The sequence below is a fragment of the Variovorax sp. GW821-FHT10D07 genome, from assembly GCF_059415325.1.
Genome location: NZ_JBWKMZ010000010.1, coordinates 261,897 through 278,390, shown reverse-complemented (window position 1 = coordinate 278,390; position 16,494 = coordinate 261,897). Strand labels below are relative to the sequence as shown.

Annotated in this window: 15 protein-coding genes; 12 read left to right on the top strand and 3 right to left on the bottom strand. The window is 69.2% G+C overall.

Features of this window, described 5'->3' with window-relative positions:
- Positions 1–184 precede the first annotated feature (184 nt).
- Together AC07PU_RS27220 and AC07PU_RS27215 are read right to left on the bottom strand one after the other, a co-directional pair.
- Positions 185–922, bottom strand: coding sequence for a hypothetical protein (locus AC07PU_RS27220; RefSeq protein ID WP_490879919.1), 738 nt, complete (start codon positions 920–922; stop codon positions 185–187).
- Positions 919–2,331: a hypothetical protein gene (locus AC07PU_RS27215; protein ID WP_495321588.1), complete on the bottom strand. Its 1,413-nt coding sequence runs from the start codon at positions 2,329–2,331 to the stop codon at positions 919–921. The genes AC07PU_RS27220 and AC07PU_RS27215 overlap by 4 nt, the downstream gene beginning before the upstream one ends.
- 228 nt (positions 2,332–2,559) lie before the next feature.
- Here AC07PU_RS27215 and AC07PU_RS27210 point away from each other — a divergent pair, with 228 nt between their 5' ends.
- Positions 2,560–4,158: a Fic family protein gene (locus tag AC07PU_RS27210; protein ID WP_495321587.1), complete on the top strand. Its 1,599-nt coding sequence runs from the start codon at positions 2,560–2,562 to the stop codon at positions 4,156–4,158.
- Between the two features lie 80 nt (positions 4,159–4,238).
- Here the strand turns inward: AC07PU_RS27210 and AC07PU_RS27205 are convergent, their stop codons facing one another.
- Positions 4,239–4,886 carry an FMN-dependent NADH-azoreductase gene (locus tag AC07PU_RS27205; protein ID WP_093342420.1) on the bottom strand — a complete coding sequence of 216 codons (648 nt, stop codon included), beginning with the start codon at positions 4,884–4,886 and terminating at the stop codon, positions 4,239–4,241.
- A 135-nt stretch (positions 4,887–5,021) separates the two neighbouring features.
- Between AC07PU_RS27205 and AC07PU_RS27200 the strand changes: the two genes are divergently transcribed.
- The 11 genes from AC07PU_RS27200 (at position 5,022) to AC07PU_RS27150 (ending at position 16,487) form a co-directional block, all read left to right on the top strand.
- Entirely contained in the window at positions 5,022–5,936 is a 915-nt protein-coding gene (locus AC07PU_RS27200; RefSeq protein WP_296787690.1) for a LysR family transcriptional regulator, read from the top strand.
- 128 nt (positions 5,937–6,064) lie between these two features.
- Complete coding sequence (locus tag AC07PU_RS27195; protein ID WP_093341562.1) at positions 6,065–6,706, top strand: peroxiredoxin; 642 nt, start codon at positions 6,065–6,067, stop codon at positions 6,704–6,706.
- A gap of 34 nt (positions 6,707–6,740) precedes the next feature.
- Positions 6,741–7,316, top strand: coding sequence for an RBBP9/YdeN family alpha/beta hydrolase (locus tag AC07PU_RS27190; RefSeq protein ID WP_093341564.1), 576 nt, complete (start codon positions 6,741–6,743; stop codon positions 7,314–7,316).
- Positions 7,313–8,329, top strand: a complete 1,017-nt coding sequence (locus AC07PU_RS27185; RefSeq protein ID WP_093341565.1) for a sulfate ABC transporter substrate-binding protein — start codon at positions 7,313–7,315, stop codon at positions 8,327–8,329. The genes AC07PU_RS27190 and AC07PU_RS27185 overlap by 4 nt, the downstream gene beginning before the upstream one ends.
- Positions 8,330–9,217: a sulfate ABC transporter permease subunit CysT gene (gene cysT, locus AC07PU_RS27180; protein ID WP_093341567.1), complete on the top strand. Its 888-nt coding sequence runs from the start codon at positions 8,330–8,332 to the stop codon at positions 9,215–9,217. It abuts the gene before it with no gap.
- Position 9,218: 1 nt separating this feature from the next.
- Positions 9,219–10,112, top strand: coding sequence for a sulfate ABC transporter permease subunit CysW (gene cysW / locus AC07PU_RS27175; RefSeq protein WP_093341569.1), 894 nt, complete (start codon positions 9,219–9,221; stop codon positions 10,110–10,112).
- 14 nt (positions 10,113–10,126) lie between these two features.
- The gene (locus AC07PU_RS27170; protein ID WP_093341571.1) at positions 10,127–11,227 is read left to right on the top strand and encodes a sulfate/molybdate ABC transporter ATP-binding protein; all 1,101 of its coding nucleotides are present in this window, start codon (positions 10,127–10,129) and stop codon (positions 11,225–11,227) included.
- On the top strand, positions 11,224–11,727 hold the full coding sequence (locus AC07PU_RS27165) for a disulfide bond formation protein B (RefSeq protein WP_093341573.1): 504 nt from the start codon (positions 11,224–11,226) through the stop codon (positions 11,725–11,727). Before AC07PU_RS27170 ends, AC07PU_RS27165 begins: the two co-directional genes overlap by 4 nt.
- 233 nt (positions 11,728–11,960) lie before the next feature.
- Positions 11,961–13,127, top strand: coding sequence for a macrolide transporter subunit MacA (gene macA / locus AC07PU_RS27160; protein ID WP_203205858.1), 1,167 nt, complete (start codon positions 11,961–11,963; stop codon positions 13,125–13,127).
- Positions 13,124–15,109 carry a macrolide ABC transporter ATP-binding protein/permease MacB gene (macB, locus tag AC07PU_RS27155; RefSeq protein ID WP_495321586.1) on the top strand — a complete coding sequence of 662 codons (1,986 nt, stop codon included), beginning with the start codon at positions 13,124–13,126 and terminating at the stop codon, positions 15,107–15,109. The genes macA and macB overlap by 4 nt, the downstream gene beginning before the upstream one ends.
- Complete coding sequence (locus tag AC07PU_RS27150; protein WP_495321585.1) at positions 15,102–16,487, top strand: efflux transporter outer membrane subunit; 1,386 nt, start codon at positions 15,102–15,104, stop codon at positions 16,485–16,487. Before macB ends, AC07PU_RS27150 begins: the two co-directional genes overlap by 8 nt.
- Positions 16,488–16,494 lie beyond the last annotated feature (7 nt).

The following is a 16,494-nucleotide window of genomic DNA, read 5'->3' as shown; positions in this document are numbered from 1 at the left end:
GTAGAGCGACAGTTCGAGTTCGGCGCGCAGGCCGGGGCAGGCGGCGTTCCAGCGGCCGTCGACGCACTGAGCCTCGAAGCGCGGCAGCACCTGCTCGGGTGGAATCTCGGTGCGCGGGCCGCCGATCAGCAGCGCGGCGCTCAGCAACAGGGCTTCGTTCATGGCGATGACTCCGGATGGGGGCTCACTGGGTGGCGCGGCGCATCGCGTTGCCCTTGGCCTTGACGTTCTTCGTCAGGGTGACGATCTCCTCGGGCGTCGGCACCACCATGCTGTTGTCGGGCTTGCGCACGTTGGTCGAGCCGGCCCACTGGCATTTGCGCGCCAGCGCCGCGATGTGGTCGCGCAGCACGCGCACGCCGGCGTCGTAGGCCTTGGCGTCGCTCTGCACGAACCATTCGACCGACTCGACCGACTTGTCGCCGGCCTTGTAGGCGGCCGCACAGGCCTTGATGTGCGTGTTCTCGTGCTCGATGGTGAATTCGGCCAGCGGCTTGCACAGCTTCTGCCGGATCTGCTGCTCGGTCACCGGCCGCGTGGTCGGCGACTGGCCCGGGCGCGGAACGTACTCCACCAGCTGGCAGCTGCCGCCGCTGATCACCGTGCCGAAGGAGGGCGCCGCGGCCCCGGCCGTGCCGGCGTCGCTGGCCGGCGGCGCGAGCACGCCGTACAGGTTGCCTTGCATCGCCGTGGTGAGCGCGCTGGTGGCCTGTGTCTGCATCGCATCGATGCTCAGGGGGTAGTAGGCCTGGGAGATCCAGGTCTGGAACTTGGCGCGCAGGAATTCCTGCTCGAGCATTTCGCGGTACAGCCGCGGCAGGTCCTGGCAGCGGTCGCAGTCGGGCGCGGCCTGGGCGGCGGCGCAGCCGAGCGCGAGCGCCAGCGCGGCCAGCCCGCGCGAGGGGCGTGGAAGCAGCTTCACGGTGAGGGGCTCCTGGAGGGAAGGGAGGGGGACGGTGCCTCGTCGTCGGCCGCCAGCGAGATCGCGAGCGCCAGTGCCTGGGTGCGCGGCGCGTTGGCATCGAGCGCAAGAGCCATGTCGATGCTTCGACGCGCATCGGCATCGCGGCCCGCGGCGGATTCGGCCAGCGCACGGTTGTGCCAGGCGCGGGCCGACAGCGGTGCGCGTTCGGTGGCTTCGCGCCAGAGCGCGGCCGGGTCGGCCCAGGTGGCGGCGCGCCAGGCGCAGGTGGCCGCGAGTGCCGCCAGCAGGACGAGTCCCGGAACTGCGCGACCGGGCCGGCGCAGCCAGGCCGCGAGCATGGCGCCCAGCGCGAGCGCCGGACCGATCCACGCGGGGTACAGCGGTTTTTCCACGACCCAGTCGAGCCGCGCGATCAGCGTGTGGGTCGGCGCGAGCATGGCCAGCGGCCACAGCAGTCCGAGCGTTGCGAGCGGCCAGCGCCGGCGCAGCGCGAGCGCGGCCAGCAGCAGACCCGCAAGTGCGAGCGCGCCCGGCAGCACCGCGTTCGCACCGGGCGCCGGATGCTCGACCGACAGCGCCCAGGGCCGCAGCCACAGCGCGAGCGACAGCGGCAGCGCGGCGGCATGCCGGGCCAGGGCCTCGAGCGGATCGGCCAGCGCGAGCGAGTAGCCGGCCAGTTCGCGCAGCCGGGGGCCGAAGGTCCAGAGCAGCGCGGCGCCGGCGAGCGCGGCGAACGCGGGCTCGGCCATGCGCCGCGCGATGCGGCCGGCCGTAGCGGCGGGTCGGGTGGACTCCCACACCATCAGCAGCAGCGGATAGACCAGCGCCACTTCTTTGGCCGACACCGCGAGCGCGAAGGCGACGAGCGACAGCGCCTCGAAGACGGCGCGGCGCGCGCGGACCAGGCCCTCGCGCCACGCATGTTCATGGGCCAGCAGCGCCAGCACCAGCCCCAGCGTCATCAGCCCGGTCGAGCGCCCGCTCGCGAAGCTCACCACCGCCGCGTGCGCGGGCTGCAGCGCGAACAGCGCGGCGGCCAGGAAGGCGGCCAGCGGATCGGCAAGCCGGCCGAGGGCGAGCCGCCACACGGCGAGCACCGTGGCCGCATGCAGCGCGAGGTTGGTGGCCAGGAAGCCGGTGCCGTCGAAGCCCCACAGCGCATGGTCGGCGACGTAGCTCAGCCGCAGCAGCGGCCGGAAGCCGTTGGCCAGCCGCTCGCGCAGGGCCTCGCCGCCGGCCGTGGCCGGGTCGAGGACGATGTTGGGCAGGTCGTCGTACTGAAAGCCGCCGGCCAGACCCGCGGCCCAGGCGGCGAGACAGAGCGCGAGCAGCGCGACCGCCGCCATGGGCTCGGTCGCGGGAAGAAGAAGAGGGATGCGGGAAGCCGGAAGGCGGGCTGCGGGCATGCGGCGATTCTGTCGAGCGCGCCGCGCGCCAGCCATTGGCCGAAGCGTCTATGTCAGCCGGGGTGCTGGCAGTCGTCGAAGGCGGGTCGGCTTCGTGCCGATTCGACAACCCGTGCGAGGTCGGCGGCACACAAGTTTTTTGCATTTTTATGCAAAAAAATCCTGTACTCCTGTTCTTATGCGACTATTTGTGTTTCTATGCGGCAATGAGACTGTTGGGAACCCTCGATGAGCTCCATTGAACACGTCGGCGGCAGCTGGCTCGTGGAGCATGTGAGCATCGGCCTCGTCCAGCCGCTCGCGGTCGAAAGCCGTATCGGAGGCCGGCGCTCCACGAACCATTCGGGAGGCATGCGGCAGGAGGTGTTCCAGCCCAACATGCGACCCGAGCCGACGCTGGCCGGACACCTCACGTTCCATCTCAAGCACGAGGTCGTGCACCTGGAGTTGCTCGCGCGCCTCTTCGCTGTCGTCGACCCCGCCGATCTTGCCGCCTGGATCACCGGTGAGCCCAGCGGCCAGTATGCGCGACGGGTCGGCTTTCTCTATGAGTGGATGACCGGCCGCCAGTTGCCGGTGACGCCCGTCGTGCAGGGCGGCTATCACGATGCGCTGGACGGCAAGCAGATGCTGGTCGCCACGACGACGGTCAACAACCAGCGCTGGCGCATCAGGGACAACATGCCGGGTTCGCCCGATTTCTGTCCGACCGTGCGCATGACCGAGGCGAGCCGGCCGGCGGCCGCGTTCGATGTGGGGGCCGCGCTGAGAAGGCAGGAAGCGGTTTTCGGTGCCGAGCTGCTTCGCCGCAGCGCGGTGTGGATGACGCTCAAGGAGAGCCGCTCGAGCTTCCTCATCGAGGGCGAGCAGGACCAGACGCTGAAGATTCAGCGCTTCGCGGCAGTCATGGAAACGCGTACCGGCCAGGGGCCCACGCCCCTGTTGCCCGACGAACTGGCCTCGCTGCAGGCGGCCATCCTCGGCGAGGACACCACGCTCGCCAGCTTCGGCCTGCGCAGGTCACCGGTCTTCGTGGGGCAGAACGTGCGCTATGAAAACATCGTGCACTACGTCGCGCCGCCATGGGAATCGGTCCCCAGGTTCGTGCAGGGGCTGGCGCACGCCTTGTCGCGCACCGAAGGCCAGATCGGCTTCGCGGCGGCGCGTGCCGCGATCGCCGCTTTCGGTTTCGTCTACATCCACCCGCTGGCCGATGGCAACGGCCGGTTGCACCGCTTCCTCATCAACGACACCTTGCGCCGCGACGGCGTCGTCCCCGCGCCGTTCATCCTGCCCGTTTCCGCGCTCATCACGGAAAGCACCAAGGAGCGGGCCGACTACGACCGCGCGCTCGAGGCCTTCTCGCGCCCGTTCATGCAGCACTACGGCGAGGCCGTGTCGTTCGGCAACGAAGAGCGCGACGAAGCCGACGGCATCCGGTCGAACTTCAATTTCTCGGCCTACGACGACGCGATGCCGGCCTGGCGCTTCCTGGATCTCACCAGCCACGTGACCTACCTCGGCCACGTCCTGCGATTCACCATCGAGCAGGAGATGCATCAGCAGGCCAGGTTCTTCCGCTCCAACGACCTGGCGCGCAGACTGGTCAAGGACGTGATCGAAGGGCCGGACACCGATATCGACGCGATCATCCGCAGCGCGCGCGAGAACGGCGGTGCACTGTCGGGCAAGCTGGCCAAGCGCTTCCCCATCCTCGAGAAGCCGGGGCGATGGGATCGCGTGATGGCGGCGATCAACACGGCCTTCGCCGATGGGCTGGATGACGAAGTCGACGATGGTGACCCGATCGACGAGCCTCGGGCGTAGCCGACAAGTCCGCCGCCAACGAAAAAGCCGGCACTTCGGCCGGCTTGTCGTCGGGGTGCGCCGCGAACGGCGCGCCGTCATCAGGCCGCGAGGGCCGCGACGCTCTGGTTCGCGGCTTCGGCGGTCGCCGTGCCGATGTCGCTGCGGGCCGAAGCCAGCGCGGCGTTCTTCACCGCGTCGCCCATGCCGAGGCCTTCGGCGCGCACGAAGCGCACGTCGGTGATGCCGAAGAAGCCGAAGATCACCTTCAGGTAGCTCTCCTGGTGCTCGGTGGCCTGGCCACCTTCGGTGGTCGAGTAGATGCCGCCGCGGCTCGAGGCCACGATCACGGTCTTGCCGCCGGCGAGGCCGACCGGGCCCTTGTCGGTGTACTTGAAGGTGCGGCCGGCCTGCGCGAGGCGGTCGATCCAGGCCTTGAGCTGGCTCGGAATGGTGAAGTTGTAGAGCGGGGCGCCCACGACCACCACGTCGGCGGCGAGGAACTGGCTCACCAGCTTTTCGGACAGCGCGTTCTCGCGCTGCTGGGCTTCGGTCGGCTGGGCCTGGACGCCGGTCTTGATGCCGAGTGCGTCGGCGCTGAAGTGGGAGGGGGTGTCGACCGCGAGGTCGAGGTACTCGACCGTGGTGTCGGGATGGGCGGCGCGCCAGGCGGCCACGGTTTCGGCGGTGAGCAGGCGCGAGGCCGAGTTGCCGCTGAGGATGCTGGAGTCGACGTGAAGCAGCTTCATGATGTTGATCGCTTTCTTTCTTTCGATGTCGGCGCTCAAAGGTGGCCGGCGTGGTCAGAATTCTATTTTTGGTGCGAGTGGGTGATAAGTAGGTAAAAATAAGCCACATCGTTTCAAAAACAGGACAGTAGAGCCATGCAGGACCTCAACGACATGGTGTTCTTCGCCGAAGTGGCCGAGCGTGGCGGCTTCGCGGCCGCGAGCCGGGCGCTGGGCATTCCGAAGTCGCGGCTGTCGCGGCGCGTGGCCGAGCTCGAGGAGCAGCTCGGCGTGCAGCTGATGCAGCGCAGCACGCGGCGGCTGTCGCTCACGCCGGCCGGCGAGATCTACCTGCGCCACGCGGCCTCGGTGCGCGACGCGGCGCGCGCAGCCTCCGAGGCCGTGGCGCAGGTGCAGACCGAGCCCAGCGGCCTGGTGCGGCTCAGTTGCCCGGTCACGATCTCGCACAGCGGGCTGGCGCAGGTGCTGCCGAGCTTCCTCGAGCGCTATCCGGCGGTGCGCATCGACATGCGGGTGATCAACCGGCCGGTCGACCTGATCGAGGAGGGCATCGACATCGCGCTGCGCGTGCGGCCGCAGATCGAGGACAGCGCGACCCTGGTGGCGCGCACCTTCGGCACCAGCCGCGGCGTGCTGGTGGCCACGCCCGAGCTGGTGCGGCGGCTGGGGCCGATCGAGGGGCCGGAGGATCTCGCGAAGCTGCCGACCGCGGCGATGTCGGTCAACGGGGAAGGGCGCAGCGAATGGCGGCTCGAGGGCCCCAAGGGCCGGATCCACGTGCATGCCCACACGCCGCGCTACGTGGCCGACGACCTCGCCACCCTGCAGTACGCGGTGCTCGGCGGCGTGGGCGCGACCCTTTTGCCCGACTACATGTGCCGCGCCGACCTCAACGAAGGGCGGCTGACCCGAGTGCTGTGCGACTGGGGGCCGACGCCGGTGGTCGCGCACATGGTGTTTCCGGCGCGGCGCGCGCTGGTGCCGGCGGTGCGGCGGCTGATCGATTTTCTGGTCGAGCACCTGGAACACGGGGCGCACCGCATGTTCTGACGGCGATTTCGGGGCGCCGGATCGCCTCGTTATGCAAAAAACGTCATAACCAAACAATCAGATATTCGTTTGGCATCCTTGGCGGGGTTCGGACAATCCAGGTCTTCCATTCCATCCAAGGAACGACCATGGCAACCCTCCGTCTCGGCGACAGCGCCCCCGATTTCACCCAGGATTCCAGCGAAGGCCCGATCAAATTCCATGAATGGGCTGGCGATTCGTGGGTCGTGTTCTTCTCGCACCCGGCCGACTTCACGCCCGTGTGCACCACCGAACTCGGCAAGACGGCGGCCCTGTCGGGCGAGTTCCAGAAGCGCGGCGTGAAGCCGATCGCGCTGAGCGTGGACCCGGCCGACAAGCACAAGGAATGGATCGGCGACATCAACGACACGCAGAACACCACGGTCAACTTCCCGATCGTGGCCGACGCCGACCGCAAGGTGTCGGACCTCTACGACCTGATCCACCCGAACGCCTCGGCCACGGCCACGGTGCGCAGCGTGTTCATCATCGATCCGAAGAAGACGATCCGCACCATCATCACCTACCCGGCCTCGACCGGCCGCAACTTCGACGAGATCCTGCGCGTCATCGACTCGCTGCAGCTCACCGACAGCCACAAGGTGGCGACGCCCGTGAACTGGAAGGATGGCGACGACGTGGTCATCATCCCGAGCCTGCAGGACCCGGCCGAGATCGCCCAGCGCTTCCCCAAGGGCTACAAGGCGGTGCGTCCCTACCTGCGCCTGACGCCGCAGCCGAACAAGTAAGCCGGCGGCATCGGCCCAGGCCCACCACCTTCGCATGCAGACCCGCATCGTCATCGTTCCCGGCTGGCGCGACTCCGGCCCCGGCCACTGGCAGAGCCTGTGGCAGGAGCGCATTCCGGGCGCCGCGCGCGTGCAGCAGGACGACTGGGCCTCGCCGCGGCGCGAGGCCTGGGTGTCGACGCTGGCGCGGCTGGTGCTCGAATCGCCGCAGCCGGTGGTGATCGCGGCGCACAGCCTGGGCTGCATCGCCACGGCGCATCTGCCGGCGGAGGCCGCGGCCCGGATCCAGGGCGCGCTGCTGGTGGCGCCGGCCGATCCGGAGCGCCGCGCCGTGCTGTCGGACTTCGCGCCCGTGCCCTACGCGGCGCTGCCGTACCGCAGCATCGTGGTGGCCAGCAGCAACGACCCGTACTGCCCGATCCGCCTGGCCGGCGCATACTCGCGCGCCTGGGGCAGCGAGTTCGTTCGCATGCAGAATGCGGGCCACATCAACGTCGACTCGGGGCACGGGGAATGGCCGCTCGGCCTGGCCCTGCTCCAGTCGCTGACCGACGAGCCCGCCCCCTGGGCGGCGGGCCGTGATTTTTCAGAAACCTTGGCAACCACATGACTTCCAGAATCAAGACCTTCGCCGCCGTGCTCGCGCTGGCGTCCTCCGCACTCGTCGGCAGCAGCGCCCTGGCCCAGGGCACCGGCCTGCTGAACGCCTCGTACGACGTGGCGCGCGAGTTCTACAAGGACTACAACGCGGCCTTCACGGCGCACTACAAGAAGGCCACCGGCAAGGACGTCAAGATCGACCAGTCGCACGGCGGCTCCAGCGCCCAGGCGCGCGCGGTGGCCGACGGCCTCGATGCCGACGTGGTGACCATGAACACCTCGACCGACATCGACTTCCTGGCCAACGCCGGCGTGGTCGCCAAGGACTGGACCAAGAAATTCCCCGAGAACGCATCGCCGACCACCTCGACCATGCTGTTCCTGGTGCGCAACGGCAATCCCAAGGGCATCAAGGACTGGGACGACCTGGTCAAGCCCGGCGTGCAGGTCGTGATCGTCAACCCCAAGACCGGCGGCAACGGCCGCTACGCCTACCTGGCGGCCTGGGGCTACGTCAAGAAGAAGGGCGGCACCGACGCCCAGGCGGCCGAGTTCGTCGGCAAGCTGTTCAAGAACACGCCGGTGCTGGCACGTGGCGGCCGCGATGCCACCACCGCCTTCCTGCAACGCAACATCGGCGACGCGCTGATCACCTTCGAATCCGAAGTGGTCTCGATCGACCGCGAATTCGGCACCGGCAAGGTCGACTCGGTCTACCCGTCGATCAGCATCGTGGCCGAGAACCCGGTGGCCGTGGTCGAGCGCACCGTCGCCAAGAAGGGCACCGGCGAACTCGCCAAGGCCTACCTCGACTGGCTCTATTCCGAAGAAGCGCAGGAAATCGCCGCCAAGCACGCGCTGCGCCCGCGTTCGCAGACCGTGCTCAAGAAGTACGCCGCGACCTTCAAGCCGCTGCAGCTGTTCACGGTGCAGGAACTGTTCGGCAGCCTCGGCGAAGCGCAGAAGGTGCACTTCAACGACGGCGGCCAGTTCGACAAGCTCTACACGCCCGGCGCCCGGTAAATGAGCGGGGCAACCTCCTCGGCGCTGTCCTCACCGGCAGCGCCGTTTTCGCGTGCGGTCGGCGGCGGTGGCGCCAAGCGCGTGCTGCCCGGCTTCTCGATGACGCTGGGCTTCGCGGTCTTCTACCTCTGCCTGATCGTGCTGATCCCGCTGTCGGCGCTGGTCTTCAAGACCTTCACGCTGAACTGGGACCAGTTCTGGGTCGCCGTGACCGCGCCGCGCGTGCTGGCCTCGTACCGGCTGACCTTCGGCGCCTCGCTGCTCGCGGCGCTGGTGAACCTGGTGTTCGGGCTGCTCGTGGCCTGGGTGCTGGTGCGCTACAAGTTCCCGGGCAAGCGCATCGTCGATGCGCTGGTCGACCTGCCGTTCGCGCTGCCCACGGCCGTGGCCGGCATCTCGCTGACCGCGCTGCTGGCCGGCAACGGCTGGGTCGGGCAGTACCTCGAGCCGCACGGCATCAAGCTCGCGTTCACGCCCGCGGGCGTGGTGATCGCGCTGATCTTCATCGGGCTGCCCTTCGTGGTGCGCACGGTGCAGCCGGTGCTCGAAGACGCCGAGAAGGAACTCGAGGAGGCCGCCACCTCGCTGGGCGCGACGCGGCTGCAGACCTTCACCAAGGTGATCTTCCCCTCGATCGCGCCGGCGCTGCTCACGGGCTTCGCCATGGCCTTCGCGCGCGCGATCGGCGAGTACGGCTCGGTGATCTTCATCGCCGGCAACATGCCGATGATCTCGGAGATCACGCCGCTGATCATCATCGGCAAGCTCGAGCAGTACGACTACGCGGGCGCCACGGCGGTCGCGCTGGTGATGCTGGTGATCTCGTTCCTGCTGCTCTTGGTCATCAACGGCCTGCAGGCATGGCAGCGTCGCCGGGCGGGGGGTTGAGATGAGCGCACCGTCCAAAGTCATCCGCCGCACCCAGGCCGGCACCACCGAAGCCGCCTGGGTCCGCTGGCTGCTGATCGGCCTCGCGCTGGTCTTCATGTTCTTGTTCCTCGTGCTGCCGCTGGCGGCCGTGGCCACCGAGGCACTGCGCAAGGGCCTCAACGCCTACCTCGAGGCGCTGAAGGAACCCGATGCCTGGAGCGCGATCCGCCTGACGCTGATCACGGCCGCCATCGCGGTGCCGCTGAACCTGGTGTTCGGCGTGGCCGCGGCCTGGGCCATCGCCAAGTTCGAGTTCCGCGGCAAGGCCTTCCTCACCACGCTGATCGACCTGCCGTTCGCGGTGTCGCCGGTGGTGGCGGGCCTGATCTACGTGCTGGTGTTCGGTGCCCAGGGCTGGTTCGGCCCGTGGCTGGCCGCGCACGACATCAAGATCATCTTTGCCGTGCCGGGCATCGTGCTGGCCACCGTGTTCGTGACCTTCCCGTTCATCGCGCGCGAGCTGATCCCGCTGATGCAGGCGCAGGGCACCGACGAGGAACAGGCCGCGATCGTGCTCGGCGCGAACGGCTGGCAGACCTTCTGGCGCGTGACCCTGCCCAACATCAAGTGGGGCCTGCTGTACGGGGTGATCCTGTGCAATGCACGCGCCATGGGCGAGTTCGGCGCGGTGTCGGTGGTCTCGGGCCACATCCGCGGCCAGACCAACACCATGCCGCTGCACGTGGAAGTGCTCTACAACGAATACCAGTCGGTGGCCGCCTTCGCGGTGGCCTCGCTGCTGGCGATCCTGGCGCTGGTGACGCTGGTGATCAAGTCGGTGATCGAATGGCGCCACGAGCGCGAGATGAAGGCGATCGCCGAGCTGCCGCCGGAACGGCCGACGGCGGCCTAGGAAGAAAGAATTTCATGAGCATCGAAATCCGCAACATCAGCAAGCAGTTCGGCACCTTCCGGGCCTTGAACGACGTCAACCTGAACGTCGAATCGGGCGAGCTCGTCGCGCTGCTCGGCCCCTCGGGCTGCGGCAAGACCACGCTGCTGCGCATCATCGCCGGGCTGGAAACGGCCGACGCCGGCAGCATCCTGTTCTCGGGCGAGGACACCACCGACGTGCACGTGCGCGAGCGCCAGGTCGGCTTCGTGTTCCAGCACTACGCGCTGTTCCGCCACATGACCGTGTTCGAGAACGTGGCCTTCGGCCTGCGCGTGAAGCCGCGCAAGGAGCGCCCGAGCGAAGCCCAGATCAAGGCCAAGGTGACCGAGCTGCTCAAGCTCGTGCAGCTCGACTGGCTGGCCGACCGCTATCCGCCGCAGCTCTCGGGCGGCCAGCGCCAGCGCATCGCGCTGGCCCGCGCGCTCGCGGTCGAGCCCAAGGTGCTGCTGCTCGACGAGCCCTTCGGCGCGCTCGACGCCAAGGTGCGCAAGGAACTGCGCCGCTGGCTGCGCCGGCTGCACGACGAGCTGCATGTCACCTCGATCTTCGTCACCCACGACCAGGAAGAGGCGCTGGAAGTGGCCGACCGCGTGGTGGTCATCAACAAGGGCCACATCGAGCAGGTCGGCTCGCCGCAGGAGGTCTGGGACCAGCCCGCGAGCCCCTTCGTTTACGGCTTCCTCGGCGACGTCAACCTGTTCCACGGCCGCGCCGACAACGGCTCGGTGCAACTGGGCGACGTGCGCCTCGATTCGCCCGAGCACAGCGGCGCGCGCGACGCCAAGGCGCTGGCTTATGTCCGTCCGCATGACCTGGAGGTGACAGCCCACGTGCCGGGCGCGACGAGCGGCATCGTCGCCACGCTGGCGCGCGCGATCGTCGTCGGTCCGATCGCGCGGCTGGAACTTGAACCGGTCGACACGAATCCAGACAATCCGGGCTCCGGAACCATCATCGAGGCGCAACTCCCTGCGCAACAGTTCCGTGACCTGGGCTTGAAGGAGGGCGACACCGTCGTCGCCACGCCACGCAAGGCCAGGGTGTTCGTAGAAGAGGATTGGGTGTCTCCTTGATCGATTGGTACTTCGGCGCGCCGCGCCGCGCTTACGGCCTGATCTGCCTGGCCTGTGTGCTCATGCTGGCCTTCGGGCTCTACCTGCAGCACGTGGTGGGGCTCGAGCCCTGTCCGATGTGCATCGTCCAGCGCTATGCGCTGGTGCTGGTGGCGGTGTTCACGGGGCTGGCCGGGGCTTTCCGCGGCCGCGCGCTGCAGGTCGGCGGCGGCCTGCTGGCTCTGCTGTCGGCCCTCGGCGGCGCCTACACGGCGGCCTCGCAGAGCTGGCTGCAGTGGTATCCGCCCGAGGTGGTGTCGTGCGGCCGCGATCTCTACGGCATGATCGAGACCTTCCCGCTCAAGCGGGCGCTGCCGATGATCTTCCGCGGCGGCGGCGACTGCTCCAAGATCGACTGGACGCTGTTCGGCCTGACGCTGGCGAACTGGTCCTTCATCGCCTTCGCGGTGCTGACGGTCCTGCTGCTGGTGCTGCTGTTCCGCCGGCGTCCGGCGCGCTGAGCGCGGCGTTCGCCGCATCGGCTTTCCAAGGCGGACCGCGGGTCCGCCTTTCGTCTTTGTGGCGCCCGTCACGGTGATGTGGGCGATGAGGGCGGAGTAACCCCGCCGCGGAACTCCGTCTTTAGGAACGCTTCAGACAGCGGGACTAGGATGCCCCCATCCCCCTTGCATGGCGACCCGGCCGCAGAGCCCGGCGAATGCATCCCCCGCCCGTTCCACTTCCTTCCCGCTGCATGCCCCAGACTCCCCCCCGGCGTTCGCGCAAGCTCCTCTACGGCATCCTGGCCCTCGTCGTGCTCGGCATCGCGGCCGCGATCGTGCTCACGCCGGCCAAGAAACCCGAGTACCTGACGGCGACGGTGCAGCGCGCCGACCTCGAGAACGCGGTGCTGGCCACCGGCGTGCTGCAGGCGCTGCGGCAGGTGGAGGTGGGCGCGCAGGTCACGGGCCAGCTCAAGTCGCTCAAGGTGTCGCTGGGCCAGACCGTGAAGAAGGGCGACTGGCTGGCCGAGATCGATCCCGCGATCTCGCAGAACACGCTGGCGCAGGAACAGGCCCGGCTCGACAACCTGCAGGCCCAGAAGGTGGCGAAGGAAGTGCGCGTCAAGCAGGCCGAGCTGGCCTGGGCGCGCCAGCGCGAGATGTTGGCGCAGGACGCCTCGGCGCGGCAGGACATGGAGAGCGCCGACGCCGAACTGCGCGCGCTGCGCGCCGACGCGGTGTCGCTCGACGCGCAGATCCGCCAGCAGCGCCTGGCCGTGTCCTCGGCCCAGACCAACCTCTCGTACACCCGGATCATCGCGCCCATCGACGGCGACGTGATCTCGATCAAGACGCTCGAGGGCCAGACCGTGGTCGCGTCGTTCCAGGTGCCCACGCTGATGACCCTGGCCGACCTGTCGACGATGACGATCAAGGCCCAGGTGTCCGAAGCCGACGTGGTGCGCGTGCGCGCCGGGCTGCCGGTCTACTTCACCATCCTCGGCGACCCCGACAAGCGCTACCACGGCACCCTGCGCGCGGTGCAGCCCTCGCCCGAGAAGATCAACAACGCGGTGTTTTTCAACGCGCTGTTCGACGTGCCGAACCCCGACCGCACCTTGCGCGTGGACATGACGGCCCAGGTCGCGATCATGCTCGGCGAGGCCAAGCAGGCGCTGACCGTGCCGCTGACCGCGCTCGGCAACCGCGACAAGGAGGGCCGCTACGAGGTGCGCGTGCTCAAGGCCGACCACACGCCCGAGACGCGCAAGGTGCGCACCGGCATCACCAACAACTTCCAGGCCCAGGTGCTCGAGGGGCTGAAGGAGGGCGACCAGGTCATCACCGGCGACGCCTCGGCCGTGGAGCCGCGCGAGGGCGAGGCCAACGGCGGCGAGCGCCGCGGCAAGGGCCCATGACGCAGCCGCCACGGCAGGCCCTGCTGTCGGTGCGCGGCATCGGGCGCAGCTTCCCCTCGGGCGAGACGCGGGTGCAGGTGCTCGAGGACGTGAACCTCGACATCGGCCACGGCGAGATGCTCGCGATCGTCGGCGCTTCGGGCTCGGGCAAGTCGACGCTGATGAACATCCTGGGCTGCCTCGACCGGCCCAGCAGCGGCAGCTACACGGTCTCGGGCCACGACGTGGGCACGCTCGACAGCGACGCGCTGGCCGAGTTGCGGCGCGAGCACTTCGGCTTCATCTTCCAGCGCTACCACCTGATGCAGCACCTGACGGCCACCGGCAACGTCGAGGTGCCGGCGGTGTACGCGGGCACCGACGGCGCGGCGCGCGAGGCGAGGGCGCGGCAGCTGCTCGCGCGGCTGGGGCTCGACGATCGCGGCGATCACCGACCGAGCCAGCTCTCGGGCGGCCAGCAGCAACGCGTGAGCATCGCGCGCGCGCTGATGAACGGCGGCCAGGTGATCCTGGCCGACGAGCCCACGGGCGCGCTCGACAGCCGCAGCGGCCAGGAGGTGATCGCGATCCTGCGCGAGCTGCATGCGCAGGGCCACACCATCATCATCGTGACCCACGACATGCAGGTGGCGAGCTGCACCGAGCGCATCATCGAGATCGCCGACGGCCGCATCGTGGGCGACCGGCCCAACGTGCCGACCGTGCCCGCGCCCGAAGCCACCGGTGCCGGCGAGGCACCGCAGCCCGTGACCCGGCCCGCCACGGGCGGCCGGCTGAGCACCGGCTGGTCGCGCTTCGCCGAGGCCTTCCGCATGGCCTGGCGCTCGATGATGTCGCACCGCATGCGCACCGCGCTCACCATGCTGGGCATCGTGATCGGCATCACCTCGGTGGTCTCGATCGTGGCGATCGGGGAGGGCGCCAAGCGCTTCGTGCTGTCCGACATCCGCGCCATCGGCACCAACACGCTCGACATCTACCCGGGCCGCGACTTCGGCGACGACAAGGCGCAGAGCATCCGCACGCTGGTGCCGGCCGACCTGCAGGCGATCGCGGCGCAGCCCTTCGTGCACAGCGTGACGCCGGCCACCATGCGCAGCCTGCGGCTGCGCTACCGCAGCATCGACATCAACGGCAACGTCAACGGCGTGAGCGACAACTACTTCGCCGTGCGCGACGTGCAGATGGCCAGCGGCATCCCCTTCAACGCCAACGACGTGCGGCACCAGTCGCAGGTGGTGGTGATCGACCAGAACACGCGCCGCAAGCTGTTCCCCGAGGGCGTGGATCCGCTCGGCAAGATCATCCTGGTCGGCAGCCTGCCGTGCACCGTGATCGGCGTGGCGCAGGAGAAGAAGAGCATGTTCGGCGAGAACAAGCAGCTCAATATCTGGCTGCCCTACAGCACGGCGGCGAGCCGGCTGTTCGGCCAGCAGCACTTCGACGGCATCACGGTGCGCATCCGCGACGAGCAGCCGACCAAGGCGGCCGAGGACGGCATCGTGAAGCTGCTGACCCTGCGCCACGGCGGCAAGGACTTCTTCACCTTCAACATGGACAGCATCGTGAAGACGGCCGAGCGCACCAGCCAGTCGCTGACCCTGCTGCTGTCGCTGATCGCGGTGATCTCGCTGGTGGTGGGCGGCATCGGCGTGATGAACATCATGCTGGTGTCGGTGACCGAGCGCACGCGCGAGATCGGCATCCGCATGGCGGTGGGGGCGCGCCAGAGCGACGTGTTGCAGCAGTTCCTGACCGAGGCTGTGCTGGTGTGCCTGGTCGGCGGGCTGATCGGCGTGCTGCTGTCCTATGGCATCAGCTTCCTGTTCTCCCTGTTCGTGAAGCAATGGCAGATGATCTTCTCGCTCGGTGCCGTGCTGTCGGCCTTCTTCTGCGCCTCGCTGATCGGCGTGCTGTTCGGCTACCTGCCGGCACGCAACGCGGCGCGGCTCGACCCCATCGAGGCACTGGCCCGTGAGTAAGGCGCGCCTGCTCCCCCTGGCCCTCGTGGCCGCGTTGCTCGCGGCCGGCTGCACCGCGTTCCAGCCCGAGCGCCGGCCCGAGAAGCCGCTCGAGCTGCCCTCGGCCTGGCAGCAGCCGCAGCCGGGCACGGCCAGCGCGGCGGCGGTGTTCCCCGCGAAGTGGTGGTCGGCCTTCGGCGATCCGCGGCTCGACGCGCTGGTCGACCAGGCGCTGCAGGTCAACAACGACCTCGCGGCAGCAGGCATCCGGGTGCAGCGCGCGCAGCTGCAGGCCGGCCTCGCCGATACGAATCTCACGCCCGGCGTGGTCGGGCAGGCGGCCACCAGCCGCGGCTACGACCTCAAGCGCGGCGGTGTCGCGGGCTCGAGTTCGAGTTCGCTGGTGACGCTGAGCTACGAGCTCGACCTCTGGGGCCGTCTTGCGGCGGTGCGCAGCGCGGCCGACTGGGAGCTCAAGGCCACCCAGTCCGACCGGCAGGTGGCGGCGCTGGCGCTGGTCGCCACCACCGCCAATCTGTATTGGCAGACTGGCTACCTGAACCAGCGCATCGCACTGAGCGAGGCCGGCATGGAAGACGCGCGGCGCATCGTGGCGCTGGTGCGCGCGCGCTACGAGGCCGGCGCGGTCTCGGGCCTCGACGTGGCGCAGGCCGGCCAGAACCTCGCGAGCCAGGAGGCGGCGCACACGCAGCTGCTGCAGCAGCGCGTGGAAACGCGCAATGCGCTCGCGATCCTGTTCGACCGTCCGCCCGAGGTGGCGGCCGAGGAGCCCGCGAGCCTGCCCGACGCGGCGCTGCCCGCGATCGACGCGGGCCTGCCCGCCAGCCTGCTGGGCCGGCGCCCCGATCTGCGCGCCGCCGAGCAGCGGCTGCGCGGCGCGCTCGCCAATGTCGACGCGACGCGCACCGGCTTCTATCCGGCGCTGAGCCTCACGGGCTCGCTCGGCACCTCGAGCACGGCGCTGGGTCAACTGCTGCGCAACCCGGTCGCGACGCTGGGCGCGGGCCTCGCATTGCCGTTCCTGCAATGGAACACGGCGCGGCTGACGGTGGCGGTGTCGCAGAGCCAGTACGAGGAAGCGGTGGTGGGCTTCCGCCAAGCGCTGTATACGTCGCTGTCGGAAGTGGAGAACGCGTTGTCGTCGCGCACCCAGTTGCGCGACGAGAGCGCGAAGCTGGTGGTGGCGCTGGAGCTGGCGCAGCGCGCCGAGCGGCTGTCGGAGGTGCGCTACCGCGCGGGGGCGACGGCGCTGCAGCCGGTGCTCGACGCGAAGGACCGGCGGCGCGCGGCCGAGGTGTCGCTGGCGCAGAACCGGGTCAACCAGCTCAACGCGACGATGACGCTCTACAAGGCACTCGGCGGCGGAGCCGTCGAATAGCGGGCGC

What these genes read in the sequence shown, in the direction of transcription:
- AC07PU_RS27205 (WP_093342420.1), bottom strand. Translation starts at nt 4,886, where the DNA reads ATGAAGCTGCTTCACGTCGACTCCAGCATCCTCAGCGGCAACTCGGCC.
- cysW (WP_093341569.1), top strand. Translation starts at nt 9,219, where the DNA reads ATGAGCGCACCGTCCAAAGTCATCCGCCGCACCCAGGCCGGCACCACC.
- AC07PU_RS27190 (WP_093341564.1), top strand. Translation starts at nt 6,741, where the DNA reads ATGCAGACCCGCATCGTCATCGTTCCCGGCTGGCGCGACTCCGGCCCC.
- AC07PU_RS27185 (WP_093341565.1), top strand. Translation starts at nt 7,313, where the DNA reads ATGACTTCCAGAATCAAGACCTTCGCCGCCGTGCTCGCGCTGGCGTCC.
- AC07PU_RS27210 (WP_495321587.1), top strand. Translation starts at nt 2,560, where the DNA reads ATGAGCTCCATTGAACACGTCGGCGGCAGCTGGCTCGTGGAGCATGTG.
- AC07PU_RS27195 (WP_093341562.1), top strand. Translation starts at nt 6,065, where the DNA reads ATGGCAACCCTCCGTCTCGGCGACAGCGCCCCCGATTTCACCCAGGAT.
- macA (WP_203205858.1), top strand. Translation starts at nt 11,961, where the DNA reads ATGCCCCAGACTCCCCCCCGGCGTTCGCGCAAGCTCCTCTACGGCATC.
- AC07PU_RS27215 (WP_495321588.1), bottom strand. Translation starts at nt 2,331, where the DNA reads ATGCCCGCAGCCCGCCTTCCGGCTTCCCGCATCCCTCTTCTTCTTCCC.
- AC07PU_RS27200 (WP_296787690.1), top strand. Translation starts at nt 5,022, where the DNA reads ATGCAGGACCTCAACGACATGGTGTTCTTCGCCGAAGTGGCCGAGCGT.
- cysT (WP_093341567.1), top strand. Translation starts at nt 8,330, where the DNA reads ATGAGCGGGGCAACCTCCTCGGCGCTGTCCTCACCGGCAGCGCCGTTT.
- macB (WP_495321586.1), top strand. Translation starts at nt 13,124, where the DNA reads ATGACGCAGCCGCCACGGCAGGCCCTGCTGTCGGTGCGCGGCATCGGG.
- AC07PU_RS27170 (WP_093341571.1), top strand. Translation starts at nt 10,127, where the DNA reads ATGAGCATCGAAATCCGCAACATCAGCAAGCAGTTCGGCACCTTCCGG.